This window comes from Barnesiella sp. ET7, from assembly GCF_024733785.1.
GTDB lineage: Bacteria > Bacteroidota > Bacteroidia > Bacteroidales > Barnesiellaceae > Barnesiella > Barnesiella merdigallinarum.
In genome coordinates this window covers 123221-141301 of the sequence record NZ_JANRHM010000005.1, presented here as the reverse complement: position 1 = coordinate 141301, position 18081 = coordinate 123221, and the positions used below count along the sequence as shown (strand labels likewise).

The window sequence follows — 18081 nt, the reverse complement described above, 5'->3', positions numbered from 1 at the left end:
TATAACAGCGGGGGAGAGCGGTGTGCGACCACTCTCCCCCGTTTTATGTTATCATTCGAGCTTATTCAACCTCACTCTTCGCTTTGCCGCAACCGATAATAAAACTTGTGATGCTCGAAGCAGACCTCGAGCAACCCGAAGCGGACAAAGCGAGCTATATGCTCCACGGCCGACCGATACGAGAGCCGGGCCAACCGGCTGTATTTGCTCACCGTTATCTCGCCATGCTCGGCCAGATAGTCGAGCAACATCTGCTCGCGCTCGGTATACTCCACAAGCGACCCGCGCTTGCTGTTCTTCTGCCGCCACACCGCCAGGTGCACGGCCGTAGCCAGTATGTTCTCGTCGGCAATGCGCACATAGGCCATGTATTTGCCGGGAGCCACCTGGGCCTGTATCGGTTTCTCCGGAGCCTTGGGTATCTCGGCAATGAGCACCGTCTTGCCATCGACCGTATAGGTGTGCATGACAATATCGACCTGCGGCTGGCAGTAGAGCCGGGCCGCCGCCTCGATCATGTAAATCTCCTCTTCGGAGCGCACCCCGGCAATGCGGCCGTTGTCCTTCACCCCGATGAGCAACCGGCCACCGTCGGTATTGGCAAAGGCCGACAGCGAGCGGGCTATCTTGCGGGCATCGGAGATTTCGAACTTGAAATCCTGCTGCTGGTGCTCTCCCTCGTCGATGAGCTGTTGCAGATAGGCTTTGTCGGATACCGGCTTCATACCTGCCCCTCCTTCATCAATCTACGCAGGCGGTAGCGGAACCGCAGCCAAAAGAGGAAGCCGGCCGAGAACAATCCTGCCGGGAAGGCGACCCACACCCCCACGACTCCACCGTCGAGCGTGAAACCACACAGGTATCCTACCGGCAAGGCTATCACGAAATAGGCCACGAAGGCAATCCACATCATGGGCTTCACGTCGGCCGTCCCCCGCAGGGCGTTGGCAAAGGTAATCTGCAAGGCATCGCCAAACTGGTAGACGATGAGCGAATAGATGAGCACCACCACAAGAGCCATCACCGCGGGGTCTTCGGTGAAACTGTATACGATAGGCACCCGAGCCAGGTAGAAGAAGAGACTGGCTGCCACGGCCAGCACCAGAATGATGCCCAGCCCGGCATGTACGGCCCGGCGCAGGTTGGGGAAATCGCGCTGTCCCATAAAGTGGCTCACCCGCACCGCCAGGGCAGCACCCATACCATAATAAATCATAAAGCCCAGCGTACTGACCGAAATCATAATCTGGTGAGCCGCCAATGGCACACTGCCCAGCCAACCCACCATGATGGCGCTCAGCGAGAAGGCAGCCGTCTCCATACCCATCTGCAAGGCCAGCGGCCACCCCAGGGCATTGAGTTGCACGAAGTCGTTGCGGTTGAAGCGCGAATGGCGCATCGCCTCCCGATAGGCCCGGTAGCGAGGCATCCACCACACCATCCCCACAAAGACCAGCAGCATGACTACCCGCGACACCAGCGTACTCACGCCGGCACCGAACAGCCCCCATTCGGGGCAACCGAAGCTACCGTAGATGAGCAGATAGTTCCCTATGATATTGAGAGCATTGCCCCCCAGCAAAATCCACATGGGCGTGCGTGTATCGGTGAGCCCCTCGGAGAACTGCCGGAAGCTGTTGAAGAGCATCACGAAAATGAGCGAGATGAGCTGCAAGACAAAATAGGGCCGTATGTAAGGCAACAACTCCACCGGCTGTCCCAGCCGATCGACAAAACAGTAGACCACATACATGATAACCGTGAGCAGCACCGCCACTGCCGTGTGAGCCACGAGGGCATTGCGGAAAACCCGCCCGATGCCCTGCACGTTGCCGGTCCCCTGCAACATCCCGATCAGAGGAGTAAGTCCGTACGAGAAACCCGTCGCAAAAATAATAGCCAGGTTAAATACATTGTTGACAAAGGCAGCAGCCGCAAGCTCCTCGGTACTGTGGTGCCCGATCATCACCGTATCGGCCAGTCCCAATATAATCATGCCCAACTGCCCCACGACAATGGGGAGTCCCAGTTTCAGCAACGAAACGACCTGTTGCTTATAAGGCAATAGTGGAATCGCATTCATAAATACCATTTCAAAAACAGCGTGCAAAGATAGTGAAAGGTGAGAGGAGAATAAAATATCGAAACATCGTTTCAGATATTTTTTATCCCGAACCGTATCCTATCTTCTATAAAGATAGTGAAAGGCGAGCGACAAGCAAAGATGCTTGCATGATTTGCTTGGCCGAGCCGCATCCTATCTTCGTGTAACAAAGATAGCGAAAGGTGAGAGTAGAGACAAACCGAAAACACAGTTTTCAAGGTTTGGCTATACCGAGCCGCCCCCTATCTTCTTCAAAGATAGCGAAAGGTGAGAGTAGTGACAAACCGAAAACACAGTTTTCGAGGTTTGGCTATACCAATTCGCCCCCATCCCTATCTGATTCTCCATTCAGCCCCCACGGGCCCAACATCCTGCCCCACCCCACCGAGAGACAAAGAGAGAGGGGTTGCACTCACGCGAGACAACCTCTCTCTTCTGATAAACTTTTATGTCAAGCCGCTCGATTAGAAGAGCTTGGCAGGATATTCACCGGCATCGACCAGTGCCTGAATCTTGTCGACAACCGACTGACGGTCGGCGGCATAAGTCACACCAAACCACTTCGACGGCGTGTCGAGTACCGTAACCGTAGCCTTACCCGATTGGATGAGGTCGTTGACTACCAGCGGGATAAAGAACTCGGCCTTGATATTGCCGGCATTCTCCTGGAGGAATTTAACGAAATACTCTTCGGAGTATTTGAAATAATCGGGCGTAAAGCCCCACATGTTCATCGACACGGGCGTATTGTCGTCGATAGCCGTCCAGCTGTCGTCGTCCTCCTTGTACATGACCCGGCCGTCGCGACGCTCGATTTGCGTACGCTCAACCACCGAAGTCAAGTGTTTGGCGGCATTGGTCTCGCAGATACCGCGAGCCACGGTACCGCTCTCCGACAAGGTGTTGCCTACCCGGTAACCCACCATGCAATAGTCGTTTTGCTTACCCTCCTGATTCTTCAGATAGTCGGCCAGGATGGCAAAGCTCTCGCGGCCGTAGAAGTCGTCGGCATTGATGACGGCAAACGGCTCTTTAATCACATCCTTGCCCATGAGCACGGCGTGGTTGGTACCCCACGGTTTGGTGCGGCCTTCGGGGCAGGTAAAGCCCTCGGGCAGGTCGTTGATCGACTGGAACACCAGTTCGCACGGGATATGTCCTTCGTATTTGGAAAGAATCTTCTCTCTGAAATCTTGTTCGAAATCTTTACGGATGACGAAAACTACTTTACCGAATCCCCCACGCAAAGCGTCGAATATCGAATAATCCATAATCGTTTCACCATTGGGGCCCAGTCCGTCGAGTTGCTTCAAGCCCCCATACCGGCTACCCATACCGGCGGCCAATACAAAAAGAGTTGGTTTCATAACAGTTTCTTGTTTTTTAGTTTTCCATGAGTTGCAAATGTAATTATTTTTTATGATAATGCACCCATGCGCTCCCGACTTTTCACCTCCGGCTCTGAGAAAGGTCTCGTTAATCGGCTCGAAAACAGAAGAAACACAATGCTAACAAACCGATTTTGTTCACGGCAACTATGTTAAAAATGAAACGATAGCACAAAAAAATTCTATTTTTGCTTTCCGTTTTCAAAAAAAACATCTTTATTTGCAACGAATAATAATTATTGAATCACTCTAAAATAAGATTGCCTATCGACAAAACATTACGCTGGAATAAAAAAAAGAGAGGTAGTAATGAACGATTTATTCGACCGCACCGACGAAGAATTGGTTGCGCTGTATGCCGAAGGTAATAATGGAGCTTTTGATGTATTGCTCAAGCGTCATCAGGCCCGTACTTTCAACTATATTTTCTACATTGTCAAAGACAAAGAGTTGGCCAACGACATCTTTCAGGAGACCTTTGTCAAGGCCATTATGACCATCAAGCAGGGACGCTACACCGAGAACGGCAAGTTCCCGGCCTGGATTTCGCGTATCGCCCACAATCTCATCATCGACTTCTTCCGCCAGGAGAAGGCCGACAACTACGTCGTATCGGACAACGAAACCATGGACATCTTCAACCGCAAGGAGCTGAGCGAGGGTACGGTCGAAGACGCCATCGTACACAACCAAATCGAGGCCGACATACGCAAACTCATCAAAGCTCTGCCCCACTCGCAGCGCGAGGTTCTCATCATGCGCTACTACAAAAACATGAGCTTCAAAGAGATTGCCGACCACACCCAGGTAAGCATCAACACCGCACTGGGGCGGATGCGTTATGCCATACTCAACCTGCGGAAAATGGCCGAAGAGAACAACATTGTTCTCACTCTGTAATAAAAAAGAGCACCTCACAGATAATAAATCACAGGCCGACGACGTTTACCATATACAAACATCAACACTTCGGCCTATGAAAAAAACCTCTACTCCCAAAGACACCCTGACAGTGAGAAGCTCAAAGACGCAACAACAGCCGTCGGCCTCGACAATCGACTTTATCAGGCAATTTGCCAGAGCCTACTCGTTCGAGCCGCAACTTCCGACCTCATTGGGCGGATTCGTGAATAACTGATACAAAGGGGGATTCCTGCCAACAGGGACTCCCCCTTTGAGTATCGGCCCCACCCCCTTCTCTCTCCGTCTGAATCGGTCCTGCTCCAGACAGACAATCAATCACCCCTCCTTTATCTTCTTCACATTTCTTTGTGCAACAACTTTTTTTAAAAAAATTAGGTTGCCTATTTCCGTTTTTATTCTATAAATATTATATTAGCACGCCGATTTTCCTTATGGAATGCACGATTTATGACCTTAAAAATCTAAGTATCATTGAAAAAAAACACAAAATAGACGAATTGCAAACCTTTGATATGCTTTTCAAGAGAGGTATAGATTTTGATATAATTCAAAGTTAATGACACCGATTACTCAAGAAGAAAACGATTTCAACCACATTTTTAGAAGCTCTAAAAATGGGTTCATTCAATTTGCATACTCCTATCTCGGGAATATGCAAGATGCCGAAGATGTAGTCATGGAGTCATACATTCAATACTGGGAAAACAAAGACAAAGAGACCTTCAAGTCGACCAACATAAAAGGATATATCTTTACCATCATCCGCAACCGGTGTATCGACGTACTCGAAGAGCGCAAAAACCTGCTGCAAAAGAACGACGAACTGCACCGCCATCTCATCGGCGAAATCGAAATCAACATCTCCTCGCTCAAAGGGTGCGACCCCTCCGAGCTCTTCACCAGCGAAATCGAAGAGATTGTAAACGACACCATCAAAACCCTGCCCAACCGTACCCGCGAAATCTTCTACGAACGGTACCTCGAACAGAAACCCTACAAAACCATCGCCGAGAACTTCGGCATATCGGTCAAAGGTGTGGAATTTCACATCTCAAAAAGTCTGAACATGCTGCGCAAAAACCTGAAAGACTATCTGTAACCGACAACAGCCTCCGTATTTCCAACGAAAGAGAAGCAGAGCCTCACCCCAGACATCCACGACCCGCCTTAACTCCCCCCTTATAAAAGAATCTTATTTTATAACTAGGGATACAACGATTTATAAGGTTTATATAATGTATGAAAAAAGAAACATTATATAGATATTTTGGGAATTGCGCCACCGAAGAAGAGCGCAATGAGGTCGTGACATGGGCACAGGCCTCGCCCGAAAACCTGAAGGAATTTTGCCGGGAACGCAACATATACAATGCCGTTTTATTATCGACCGACGCCATACAGCACACCCAGTACGACTTCCGCCGCCACTACCGCATACAGCTTCTGCGCATTGCCGCAGTAGTCATTCTGCTGCTTTCGGTAGCCTTCGGAGCCTTCTACTTCACGCTGAGCGACCGTATCGTTCCCCTCTACTCACTCACGGTTCCCGCCGGTAACAGCAACACCCTGCTCTTGCCCGACGGTACCAAAGTATGGCTCAATGCCGAATCGACCATCAAATACCCCTCGTCGTTCATGGGGCTGCAACGCAACATCGAAATCGAGGGCGAAGCCTACCTCGAAGTTGCCCACAACCGATGGAGACCCTTTATCGTCAACACCCCCAACGGAAAGATAAAGGTGCTGGGTACCAAATTCTACGTCACTTCAACCACCGAAGAGAAAGACTTCATGGTATCGCTCATCGAAGGCTCGGTAAAAATCTCGTCGGGCGACAAGAGCGCGACCCTCAAACCGGGCTACCGCGCTCAATTCAAAGACGGCGAATTCAAGCAATCGGTCATCCGCTCGCTCGAGTCGGAACTGTGGAAAGACGGTATCTACTATTTCAAAAACCAATCGTTCGCCGAGCTCATGGATGGTTTTGAAAAGTGCTTCGGCGTAAAAATCAGTATCGACCGAGAGATACAGAGCAACGAGCGCTATACCGGTAAATTCTATCGCTACAACGGTGTACAACATGCCTTACACGCCCTGCAACACGACTTCGATTTCGATTTCAAATGGAACAACGAACATAATACCATTTACATAACTGCAAAACACAAATAACATCTCCATGCCTATGAACATATAACACACCTATTACCCTGAAACGCCCAAAACATTTTTTATTCACAATCCTTGTTGAATACCCATAAACACACATATGTATAGAAAAAGTTTAAAAGCACTTATCATGGCTTTTGCTCTGGCTTACGCATTCGAAGCCAGCGCCGATGCGTATTCTCGCATCTCCCTATCCGAAGTGAACACTCCGGTAGAAGACGTTCTGAAAAAGATCGAAAAAGAAGCGAAGTGTCTGTTTGTCTTCAATACACAAGTGGATACCCAGCGTAAAGTAAACCTAAACGTCAAGAATAAAACCGTCAGCGAAGTTCTCGACATCATGTTCAAAGGGACCGACGTATCCTATTCGATACAGAACCCCAACATCATGCTTTCGAAAAGAGCTGTCGCTCAAGAGCAGGGCAAAGGCAACAAGGGTGCTGCCACTGCCGCTCAAGCCACCAACGGCTCGAGAATCGTAACCGGTAACGTGACCGACGCCTCGGGCGAAACCCTCATCGGCCTCACCGTAAAAGTAGCCGGTACCAGCGTAGCCACCGCCACCGACATCGACGGCAACTACTCGATCAAGGTTCCGGCCGGGAGCAACGAACTGGAGTTCTCCTACATCGGTTACCAAACCGTGAAACAACCCATCAACGGGAAAGATAAAATCGACATCGTCATGCGCGACAACACCAAGCTGCTCGACGAGGTAGTGGTTACCGCCATGGGTATCGCCCGTAAGGAAGAGACGCTTTCCTACTCGACCCAAACCGTAGGCGGCGACGAGCTGACCCGAGCCAAAGAGGCCAACCTCATCAACTCGCTGCAAGGTAAGAGCGCCGGTCTGGTCATCACGCCCAACTCGGGTGGTGCCGGTGGTGCCTCGAAAATCCTGTTGCGTGGTAACGCCTCGATGCTGGGTAACAACTCACCCCTTATCGTTATCGACGGTGTGCCCATGCAGAACAGCGTAAACGGTCAGATGGACATGGACGGCGGCGGTGCCACGATGATGGCCGACGGTTCGAAAGAGAGCAGCGACGCCCTTTCGCAACTCAACCCCGACGACATCGAGTCAATCACCGTGCTGAAGGGTGCCAACTCGGCCGCCCTGTACGGTAGCGCCGCTTCGAACGGTGTACTGATGATTACCACCAAGAAAGGTAAAGAGGGTCAGTTGCGTATCGATGTATCGAGCAGCACCACCTTCGAGACTCCGCTCAAGTTGCCCCAGATACAAAGCGTATACGGTGCACAGATGTCGGGTTCGGTAGAAAACGGATTTTCGATGGGATCATACAGTTGGGGCCAACGCATGAACTCCCTCGGCAACGAATATTACGACACAGCCAACTCGCCCTATCACCTTACCCGCAACTCATACGATATCAGCGACTTCTACCGCACGGGTACCAACTTCAACAACTCCATCTCGTTGAGCGGTGGTACGAAAGTGGCCCAGACCTATTTCTCTTACGGAAATACGACGGCCAACGGTATCGTCGAGACCAACAAGTTCGAGCGTCACAACATCGCCCTGCGTCAGAGCTTCTCCTTCTTCAAGGACAAACTCAAGATTGACATCTCGGCCAACTACATCAACCAGAAGACCAAAAACCGCCCCACCGGTGGTACCTTCTTCAACCCCATCTATCAACTCTACACCTCGCCGCGTAACCTCGACATGAACTGGTATCGCAAGAACTACTACGACACCAACGCGACTTGGGAATCCAACCCATACAGCTATATTGTATCGCAAGTAGGTAGCAATGGAATGCCCATATCTGTAATAGAAAATGGTAGAACCGTTACACTCTCCGACTCGAATTACGGCAAACAAGTATGGTTTACCGACGCCATCAACCTGAACAACCCCTGGTGGTTGCTCAACCGCATGACCAGCGAAGAGGTAATCAACCGTACCTTCGGCAGCATCACGGCCAACTGGCAGATTATCCCCGACCTCAACCTGCAGGCCCGTATCAAATACGACTACAACGAGCGCAACGACGAGAATCGCCAATATGCCTCGACTTGGGGTAATGCCGAAATGATCGACCGCGGCCGCCTCATCCTCGACCACACCAAATCGAGCGACTTCTACGGCGACTTCATGTTGAGCTACAACAAGCAGATTCAAGACTTCACCATCGGTGTAAACGCCGGCGGTAGTATGATGAACTCGTCGTACGACCAATGGATGATTACCCCTATCGCCAAATCGGGTGCTCCCTATACCGAAGACCTCTCGTGCAACCAGTTTGTGCTCTCCGACATCTACATCAACAGCAGCGACAACTACGGAGGTCTTACGACCAAAAACTGGGAACGCGCCATCTTCGCTACTGCTCAGGTAACCTGGCAAGACAAGGTAACCGTCGAGGGTAGCTACCGCGACGACTGGTACCGCGCCTTCACGCAGTTCAAAGACATGGACCCCCACTTCGCCTACTATTCGGCAGGAGCTTCGGCCCAGATGAACAAACTGCTCTCTTTGCCCGACCAAATCAACGAACTGAAGCTCCGCGCCTCTTACTCCGAGGTAGGTAACTCGATTCCCAACAACTTGTTCCTGGCTTCGGCCTCGCGCAACCCGGCTACCGGTGCCTACATCAGTAGCGCCATCATCAACTTCAAGGATCCCAAACCCGAAACGACTCAATCGTTCGAGGCCGGTTTCGATGTAAGCCTGCTCGACCGCTCCATCTCGTTGCAAGCTACCTACTACAACGCCATCATGAAAAACCAGTTCATGAAATACGAAGGTGCCGCCGGTAAAGAGATCTATATTAACGGTGGTAAAGTGCGCAACCAAGGTGTCGAGTTGACCGCATCGTATATCTTTGCTCCCAACAACGACTTCAGTTGGATTACCACTTTCAACTACGCCTACAACGACAACAAGATCCTCACCGTAGCCCGCAAGCAAAACGGTCAGAAATATATCCACGAAGTTGACATGGGTAACCTCAGCGGTCTGAAAATCAAATTCGAAGAAGGAGGCTCATATGGCGATCTCTATGCTGTGGACTTCATGCGAGACGAAATCACAGGTGAAATCGTAGTTGATCCAGATACAGGAGCACCCTTCAAACTCAATGGTCAAGCCAATGAATATCTGGGGAACATGAATGCCAAACACACTTTGGGATGGTCCAATACGTTCAATTACAAAGATTTATCATTCTACTTCCTCATCGACGGTAAAGTAGGGGGTAAAGTCATCTCTTTCACCGAGGCTTATCTCGACCAATTCGGTACCTCGCAACGCACAGCCGAAGCCCGCGACCTTGCCATAGCCAACAACCTCTACTGGACCTCGGAAGATGGGACCATAACCAAACCCGCTATGTATATCCCGGGTACCAACACCTTGGTACCGGTCGACCAATATTACCAAACCATCGGAGGTGGTTCGCCAGTAGGTCGTAATTATGTATACGATGCCACCAACTTCCGTCTGCGCGAGATTTCGTTGGCCTATACCTTCCGCAATCTCTTCGGACCAAGCAAGAACCTCACGGTTTCGGCTAACGCCCGTAACCTCTTCTTCCTCTACATCAACGCTCCCATCGATCCCGATACATCGTTGAGTACGCAAAACGCTCTGGGTAATGTCGATATCTTCAGCATGCCCACGACCCGTTCATTCGGTATCTCTCTTAAAGCATCATTCTAACGAAAAGTAGCATTATGAAAAAGACAATATATTCTTCCGTATTTGCATTGGCCGCTGCTGTGACTCTGGTAGGCTGCGGCGACCCCCTGCTTGACGACCTGAACTCCAACATCGAAGTCGGGTCAGGCGACCTCTCCATAGCCGAGACTTACGAACAAGCTGCCGGTATGTTCCTGACAGCACAACAAAAGATGCACGACATAGGAGCCCAGAACGGAGCACACATCTACCAAGTGCAGTTCAATATCCACATCGATAATTATTCAGGTTATTTAGCCGGAACTCAGAACTTCAGTGGTAACCTACCCTCGACCTATCGCTACTTCGCCCAATACTGCGACGGCCCCAAAGCCAGTTTCTTTCTGGTAGCACAGGCCGCCCTGCCCGTGATGCGGTCGGCTAACCAGCTCAACCTGAAAGAGCTCGGCGCCATGTGTAACATCATGTACTGCTTCTCGGCCCTCGAGTTGTCAGACATATATGGACCCTTCCCCTGGACCGACTACAAGAACGACGTTCAGGAACCGCCTGTTACCTACGAGCCCATGGACCAGATTTACGACTCGCTCTTTGTCAACCTCAAAGATGCCGGTGAAGTGCTGAAGAAATTCAACGAAACACCCAAGGAGCATCAGGATACCATCAACGCCATTCTGGCCCAATATGACAAAATCTGTGGCAGCGTAGATACCTGGCGCCAGTTCTCCAACTCGATTCGTCTGCGTATGGCCATGCGCATGAGCAACGTCAATCCCGACCGGGCCAAAACAGAAGCTGAAGCTGCCATCAACGACGGCCTCATCGAAAAGAGCATCGAGTACAACACTATGGTCAACCACGGTACCAACCACCCGCTGGCCTTCATCTCGATTCTGTGGGACGATACCCGCATGAACGCCTCGCTCGAGAACATCATGAAGCGGCTTAAAGTTCCCTTTATGGACAAGCTATTCGACAAGAACAGCGGTGATATCCGCAACGAAGACGGAGAAGTCACAATGACTGCCAATTCGGCCATCGTGGGTGTCCCCGCCGGAGTCCAGCTTACCCCGCGCGACGACAACAACCAATACACTAAATACTCGGGAGTATCGAGTGCATTTGCCAACTTCCCGCTGGCCATCTTCAAACTCTCGGAGCGTTACTTCCTCCAAGCCGAAGCCGCCTTGCGTTGGGGCATCGGAGGTTCTATCAATACCAACTATCTGAGAGGTATAGCTGCCATGTTCGACGAATACAGCATTGCCCAAACCGATCCCGAGTTTATTGCATATTGGAACCAAGAATCGGCCGACACCACAATCGATTATGTCGATCCGCATAACGAGCGTAACAACAAAAAAGGTCTGCTCACCGTGGGTGTAAAAATCAACAACAGCGATGATAACAAGACGAAACTCGAGAAGATTATCACCCAGAAGTGGCTGGCACAGTTCCCCATGGGCCTCGAGGCTTGGAACGACCTGCGCCGTACAGGTTATCCCCGTATCTTCCCGGTTAAAGATATCGGTGATGGTTCGCTGGGGAAAGGCCGTATGGTTCGCCGTATACCTTGGAACATGACCGACGCCGCAGCAGCCCAGGATGTAAACACCTCGGGTATCGAGGCTCTGGGTGGTAGCAACTTGATGCGTACCTACCTGTGGTGGGATGTTGTAGATCCTGCCGGATTGGGCGACAACCGCCGTTGGGAAACCGAAGCTGCCGGTCAGTAATCCCGTATAACAGAAGAGGCTGCTCCACACAAATGGAGCAGCCCTCTTCCTCCCTCTTATCATACATCAAGAATTTTTTGAGATCTTATTATTCACTAAAAAACAAAACAAAAAACATGAAAGCACCGAAACTACTTCTGTCCGTACTGGCTTGTGCCGCCGCAGTGGGTAGCTATGCCCAAAACGTGCCGACACACGACTCTTACGTGATGCCTTTCGATGATGGAAAATCCAAACCGTTCTCTGAATACTTCAGAGAGTGGGAACCCGGGACTCCCCTCTCGGAAGACGAGAACTTCTACATCTCGCGTGTTCCCCTGAAACAACGCTTCGAGAACCCGGCCACACAGGTAGATCCTACCATGACTACCGATCGTAAATTCTGTATGTGGACCCCGATGGGTATCTCCGATACCTACTGGCAATCACTGCCCCGCTATGTATTTGACGGCGATAACTTCAGCATGTGGTCGTATGTAGACTCGCAAGGCGGCTGGTCGCTCCCCTGGGTACGTGTACCGGGCGCATACAGCGACGTGACTCACCGCAACGGTGTAGCCAACAGTGGCGGTCTCGTATTCTTCGACTCGTGGGGCGGTGACAACACCGAGTCCAACAACAGCGTAAATATGCTGGTTGAAAAAGAGGGAGGCCAATTCAAATGGGTTGAGAAATTCGTGAAATTCCTGCGCTACTACGGTCTTGACGGTGTAGGTATCAACCCCGAGGGTACCGTGCCCCAGGCTTCGGCCCTGCAGGACTTCTTCACGGAGTGCCGCGAATATGCCGAGTCGATTGGCTGGCAATTCCACGTATACTGGTATGGAACCAACACCAACAGTGGTTCGATGGACCTGGGTTCAGACCTGAACAGCGGCAAATCGAACTGGTTGTGGAAAAACGGCAAACAGGTTGTCGATATGTACATGCTCAACTACAACTGGAGTGGTACATTAGCCAGCTCGGCCAATTATGCCGAAGGTCTTGGAGCCGATCCCTATACCGTATATGCCGGATATGATATCCAGGGCAAATGGCTTAGCCATGGTAACTGGTGGGACATTAAGAACGCCAAGGCATCTATTGCCTTCTGGGGTAACCACACCACCAACATGATTTACCAGAACTCGTCGGAGTACGGTTCGGGCGACGAAGCCGTACAAAACACCTATCTGGTAAAACAAGAACAAGTTTTCTCGGGAGGTAACCGCAACCCGGCCAACCGCCCGGCTATCAACAGCAACGTAACCAGCTCGAGCGATGCCGGCATGAAACTGTTCCACGGTATCGCCGAGTTCCTGCCGGCCCGAAGCGTGCTGCAAGAGTTGCCGTTCGTTACCCGCTTCTGCTTGGGTAATGGTAAGACCTTCCGCAATGAGGGTAAGGTGACTTTCGACCACAAATGGTTCAACGTGGGTGTACAAGACTACCTGCCCACCTGGCGTTGGTGGATTACCGACGACAACAAGAAGGTTCCCAACGATCCCATCGACTGTGGCTTCACCTTCGACGACGCCTGGTTTGCCGGTTCGTCCATGAAGTTCAGCGGTGCAACCGCAGTATCGAACGTACGCTTGTTCAAGACCAACTTCGACATATCGGAGAGTGACGACGTATCGATGGTTGTCAAACTGAAAAGCGGTACCGATACCCACATGAAACTCTTCTGGTCGTTTGTAGGTAGCGAAGATCAACTCCACTACTGCGATATCACAGGTGCTCAAGAGGGTGCATGGACCAAGATTTCGGCCAAAGCCTCTGAAATCGGCATGAACGGTAATGTAGCCCTCGTCGGCCTCAAGTTTGAGAATACCCCGGCCAACTACGAAATCCTCATCGGCGAGATGTCTATCATCCCCGCCAAAACGTTTGCTCCGGTACAACCCGCGATTACGACCGCCGAAAGCAATATCCTGAAAAAACGTACCTACAACTCGCTTGACTTCAAGTTCAGCTGGAACTGCGCATCGACCAAAAACGCCAACGATCCCTCGATACCCGTCTATAACGAAGATGTAGATACCTGGTATTTCGAAGTATATGTACAGGCCAAGGGCGAAGATCCTATCCTCTGCGGTACTACCTCGTCGTGGGCACACTATGTAGTGGGTGCTCCCGTATCGGCCAATACCGAAGTGTCCGACTACCGCGTGGGTGTTTGCGCCGTAGCGCCCGACGGTGTAACCAAGAGCGCCATCACCTGGACCAACTACATGACTACCGGCTTGACGCTGATCGATGGTATCGTATGCAACAAATCGGTGATCAAAGCCGGCGAAGAGTTCACCCTCTCGCTCATCGACCCCAATCAGGAAGAGCCTTTCTCGTGGGAAATCTATAACGCCACTACCGGCGGAACTGCAGTAGCTACTCAAGACGGCGGCCGTTCGTTCACAACCTCTCTCAACGAAGAGGGTTACTACGATGTAAAACTGACCAAGTTCGACTTAAGCGAGCTCAACTATCGTGGCTATGTACAAATCTCGCCCGAGAGCACAGGTGCAATCCCATCGATCGAAGATTTCACGGCTTCGAAGACCAACGTAACCAACGCCGACGAAGAAGTCACGCTGAGTTACACCGGTAACAAAGGCGAAGGTACCGTATCGCGCGGTCTTCGTATCGACGACCCCTATATCTTCCGTATCCCCGCTGAATTCTTGCCGATGAATCAGAACCAATACACCATCGCTTTGTGGATCAAACCCGAGAAATTCACCTTCGCAAAGTATGGTATGGGCCTCATTGGACAAAGAGACCTGAATATTAGTTGGCCGGATAACAACTGGGGGGCTATTTGGGTAGATGTTTGGCCCGGAATAGCAAATGCCAACAATGAAAAGGATCTTCCGGCCAATACGGTTTCATTCTCCATGTGGGGAGATGCCGGACGTGGATACCAAGATCTTAAATATCCTGTGAACGGAGCCACAAACCCGCACGAGAATCCTAACTTGGCTTGCTGTACCGACGGCCGTTTCGCCGGAACAACGACCGAATCGTATAGTCTCTCAGAAAACCAATGGTCTCATATCGTGATTTCTTACGACGGTGCCAAACAACGCATCTACTTCAACGGTAAGAAAACGGGCGAAAACGAAAGACCCAAATTAACATATCGTCAAGTAAACAATGGGTCCAAAACTGTTACAGAAGCTCCTATTTATATCGGTGGTTCTCGTGTGTACTTTGCCGGATTTATCGGAGAAATCGACGATGTACAAGTTTGGCACAAAGCCTTGAGCGACAACGAAGTAATTGATGCCATGAAGGGTTACGACGGTCGTGAAATCCCCAGCGACCTGAAAGGTTACTGGACATTCGAAAGTGACGACTACAACGAAGCCGACAAGACCTTCGAAAACAAAGGTACACTTTCGACCGATGCCAAAGCTGCTTACGTTGAAATCAGAGGTTCGGGTGGTGAAAACACTTCGAAAAACGAAGAGAACCTCATGCCCGCCAATATCAACGTAGAGGGTAACCCCGCCATGTCGGGTACTATGCCCATCACCACCACCTCGACCTTCTCGATTCCCGATGCCGAGGTAGTGAACAACGGCGACAACGCTACGGCCACCTTCAGCAAAGACGGCAAATACAGCGTAACGCTCACACTGACCAACGGCTGGGGGTCTGCTACGATGACCAAAGACGAGTACATCGTAGTAGTTCTCGAAGGATCGGGCGTTGAGGACAACCTGGTGAACAACCTCACCGTATATCCCAACCCCTTCATCGACAACGTGAACCTGCAATTTGCTGCCGATGGCAACTATGTAATCGACGTATATGACGCACAGGGTCGCCTGGTAACAACCCGCAAACACGAGGCTATGGCCGGCGAAATCTGCACGCTTACGATCAACGGCGGTAAAGGTGTTTACTACGTTGCTGTTTCGAAAGACAACAAACGTATCAGAACACTCAAAGTAGTAGCCGAGTAATCGGATAATGCAATCTCAAATCCTCCGCACGGCATCGTGCGGAGGATTTTATTCCAAAAATCATTTTCATTTTATTATTGATCCTATGAGAAAATTTTATCTCTTGTTACTTGCAACTTTGCTGGGCGGAGCCTTGGCAAACGCTCAAAGCCCTCTCGAAGGGTACAACGCTCCTACCTATACAGGCGGAATAGGTAATGTAGGAAATATCATGACATTCAGTACTTCGGGTGCCTTGGAAGACCTGAACAGCATCTCTATTCCTAAAGAACCCAGCGGCAAAATTGCTCAAGAGTTGTTGGTTGCTCCGGGTAGCAAAGTAGATCTCACCATCAATATCGACACGTGGTGGGGACAATTCGTTACCTTCTGCGATGCCAACGAAACGAAAGAGATGACCCGCCTTATCCTCTGCGGTAACTCGGGAAACGGTGGATTTGAGAATCATACTACCGGTGTAACGGTATATGTTGAAGATGGAGCTACCAAAGTCTCGGAGGGTACGCTTCCCTCGTTCACGGTTCCTGCTTCGGCCGAAGAGGGTACCGTCTATCTGCTACGTATGATGTTCATCGGTGGAACCGACAACGTCACCACCTATGACGGGACCTACGCCGAGGGTACTTACTACGACGTGAAGATAACCGTAAAATCGAATATCCAGAGATATGCCATCAACTTTACCACCCCCGAGAACGGAACGCTCTCAATCAAGAACGGCGAAACTGCCCTTACTTCGGGTACTGAAGTTGCCGAGGGTACCGTACTGACCATCACCGCTACCCCCAACAGTGGCTACGAACTGGTATCGGTAAAGAATAATGGCGAGGTTTATCCCAACTCGACCTATACGGTCAATGCTGCTGCCAACTTCACCGCCGAGTTCAAACAACTGGCCACCACGGGCGACGCCATGTTGATGTCGGCTCCCGGTTACGGAAGCGAAGAGGCTCAACTGCGATTCAGCGATACGGCTCTGGGCTCTCACAATACCGATCAAAATCAAGTATCGAGCGATCAACGGTCGCACAACTACACCTTCTCGGCCTGGGTTTCGCCCATGGGCTACAACGGTGTATTCATGGGTCACGTACAAAACAGCATTACCTGGAAAGTCGAAGGCTCTTACGGTATAGGTGTACAAGACGGTAAACTGGCCGTATGGTATCGTATCTGGGATGGCAACTCGACGGCTTGTGCCGGTGCTACGGCCCCTGCCGTATCGGAAACAACTACGCTCTATCCCGGCGAATTTGCCTTCATTACCTTGGCAACCAGCAACAACGGCAATACATTCACCGTCTACAAAAACGGTGAGGTAGCCCTCACGCAAGAGGTAGGTCAAGGTGGTCTGGCCCTGCTCTACGATGCTTGCGACTTTGCTCTTGGCGACTCGAAATACAACCAGATGGCCTCGAAAGTAGAAGAGGTTCAGCTCTGGAACCGCACGCTTACGCCCGAGGAAATCAAAGCTTCGATGTACGGCTTCAACGAAATCCCCGACGGTCTGGTAGCTTACTATCGCCCCGAATCGGCCACGAGCACTACGGTCGAGAATCTGGCCGGCGATGTCGATGCCTACTATCGTCAGAACGGAACACTCTCGAACAAGAGCTTCCCCATGGCTTCGGCTATCCAAATGACCAACGGTCGTGAAACGGTGAACGTAACCTACAACACCCCGGCCGAAGAGAATGCCGCTTATGAGCTGCAACGCTACAACGTGGCTCTGGCTCAATCGCCTGCTGCCGTGAAAACATACAGCAACCTCTATGCTGTAAACCAAGGCAACACCTACGAAATCAACTCGATTACGGTAAACGGTGAAGCTCTCGCCAACGTAACCGACCCCATTCAAGTAGGAACCGAAGATGTAACTGTCGATGTTACCTTCTCTTTGGCTTCGGCCATCGATGAGGTAGCCGCCGAGACCATCTACTTCAACAGCAACGTGCTCTACATGCCCCAAGGTGCAACAGCCGTAGTTTACAACCTGCTGGGTAGTGCCGTAGCCGAAAGTGCCGAACCGGCCACCGATCTCTCGAACCTGCCCGCCGGTATTTACCTGGCCAAGGTTTCGATAAATGGCAATCACACGATTGTTCGTTTCAAAAAATAATTTACCTTTGCAGTGCGCCCCGTACCC

General features: G+C 50.9%; 11 protein-coding genes. 8 read left to right on the top strand and 3 right to left on the bottom strand.

The genetic code is table 11. The annotated features are described in order from the left end of the window. Positions 1 to 71: 71 nt before the first annotated feature. From NW211_RS04720 to NW211_RS04710, 3 genes are all read right to left on the bottom strand, one after another. The gene (locus NW211_RS04720; protein ID WP_258327089.1) at positions 72 to 725 is read right to left on the bottom strand and encodes a helix-turn-helix domain-containing protein; all 654 of its coding nucleotides are present in this window, start codon (positions 723 to 725) and stop codon (positions 72 to 74) included. Then, positions 722 to 2083, bottom strand: a complete 1362-nt coding sequence (locus NW211_RS04715; protein WP_258327088.1) for an MATE family efflux transporter — start codon at positions 2081 to 2083, stop codon at positions 722 to 724. The genes NW211_RS04720 and NW211_RS04715 overlap by 4 nt, the downstream gene beginning before the upstream one ends. Before the next feature lie 485 nt (positions 2084 to 2568). Next, complete coding sequence (locus tag NW211_RS04710; RefSeq protein ID WP_087408367.1) at positions 2569 to 3471, bottom strand: nucleotidyltransferase; 903 nt, start codon at positions 3469 to 3471, stop codon at positions 2569 to 2571. A 330-nt stretch (positions 3472 to 3801) separates the two neighbouring features. Here NW211_RS04710 and NW211_RS04705 point away from each other — a divergent pair, with 330 nt between their 5' ends. From NW211_RS04705 to NW211_RS04670, 8 genes are all read left to right on the top strand, one after another. Next, a complete protein-coding gene (locus tag NW211_RS04705) occupies positions 3802 to 4392 on the top strand; it encodes an RNA polymerase sigma factor (protein WP_258327087.1) in 591 nt (196 codons plus the stop codon). A 76-nt stretch (positions 4393 to 4468) separates the two neighbouring features. Then, positions 4469 to 4630: a hypothetical protein gene (locus NW211_RS04700; protein ID WP_164470573.1), complete on the top strand. Its 162-nt coding sequence runs from the start codon at positions 4469 to 4471 to the stop codon at positions 4628 to 4630. A gap of 342 nt (positions 4631 to 4972) precedes the next feature. Then, on the top strand, positions 4973 to 5515 hold the full coding sequence (locus tag NW211_RS04695) for an RNA polymerase sigma-70 factor (RefSeq protein WP_087408364.1): 543 nt from the start codon (positions 4973 to 4975) through the stop codon (positions 5513 to 5515). A gap of 140 nt (positions 5516 to 5655) precedes the next feature. Further along, on the top strand, positions 5656 to 6588 hold the full coding sequence (locus NW211_RS04690; protein ID WP_087408363.1) for a FecR family protein: 933 nt from the start codon (positions 5656 to 5658) through the stop codon (positions 6586 to 6588). 127 nt (positions 6589 to 6715) lie between these two features. Continuing rightward, on the top strand, positions 6716 to 10273 hold the full coding sequence (locus NW211_RS04685; RefSeq protein ID WP_258327086.1) for a SusC/RagA family TonB-linked outer membrane protein: 3558 nt from the start codon (positions 6716 to 6718) through the stop codon (positions 10271 to 10273). 14 nt (positions 10274 to 10287) lie between these two features. Then, the gene (locus NW211_RS04680) at positions 10288 to 11988 is read left to right on the top strand and encodes a SusD/RagB family nutrient-binding outer membrane lipoprotein (protein ID WP_258327085.1); all 1701 of its coding nucleotides are present in this window, start codon (positions 10288 to 10290) and stop codon (positions 11986 to 11988) included. A gap of 116 nt (positions 11989 to 12104) precedes the next feature. Next, positions 12105 to 15935: a LamG-like jellyroll fold domain-containing protein gene (locus tag NW211_RS04675; protein WP_258327084.1), complete on the top strand. Its 3831-nt coding sequence runs from the start codon at positions 12105 to 12107 to the stop codon at positions 15933 to 15935. An 85-nt stretch (positions 15936 to 16020) separates the two neighbouring features. After that, positions 16021 to 18054: a LamG-like jellyroll fold domain-containing protein gene (locus NW211_RS04670; protein ID WP_258327083.1), complete on the top strand. Its 2034-nt coding sequence runs from the start codon at positions 16021 to 16023 to the stop codon at positions 18052 to 18054. Positions 18055 to 18081: the final 27 nt, after the last annotated feature.

Bases quoted from the DNA above. Each gene is read 5' to 3' on its own strand.
- NW211_RS04675 (WP_258327084.1), top strand. From the start codon at position 12,105: ATGAAAGCACCGAAACTACTTCTGTCCGTACTGGCTTGTGCCGCCGCA.
- NW211_RS04720 (WP_258327089.1), bottom strand. From the start codon at position 725: ATGAAGCCGGTATCCGACAAAGCCTATCTGCAACAGCTCATCGACGAG.
- NW211_RS04700 (WP_164470573.1), top strand. From the start codon at position 4,469: ATGAAAAAAACCTCTACTCCCAAAGACACCCTGACAGTGAGAAGCTCA.
- NW211_RS04680 (WP_258327085.1), top strand. From the start codon at position 10,288: ATGAAAAAGACAATATATTCTTCCGTATTTGCATTGGCCGCTGCTGTG.
- NW211_RS04670 (WP_258327083.1), top strand. From the start codon at position 16,021: ATGAGAAAATTTTATCTCTTGTTACTTGCAACTTTGCTGGGCGGAGCC.
- NW211_RS04695 (WP_087408364.1), top strand. From the start codon at position 4,973: ATGACACCGATTACTCAAGAAGAAAACGATTTCAACCACATTTTTAGA.
- NW211_RS04685 (WP_258327086.1), top strand. From the start codon at position 6,716: ATGGCTTTTGCTCTGGCTTACGCATTCGAAGCCAGCGCCGATGCGTAT.
- NW211_RS04690 (WP_087408363.1), top strand. From the start codon at position 5,656: ATGAAAAAAGAAACATTATATAGATATTTTGGGAATTGCGCCACCGAA.
- NW211_RS04710 (WP_087408367.1), bottom strand. From the start codon at position 3,471: ATGAAACCAACTCTTTTTGTATTGGCCGCCGGTATGGGTAGCCGGTAT.
- NW211_RS04715 (WP_258327088.1), bottom strand. From the start codon at position 2,083: ATGAATGCGATTCCACTATTGCCTTATAAGCAACAGGTCGTTTCGTTG.
- NW211_RS04705 (WP_258327087.1), top strand. From the start codon at position 3,802: ATGAACGATTTATTCGACCGCACCGACGAAGAATTGGTTGCGCTGTAT.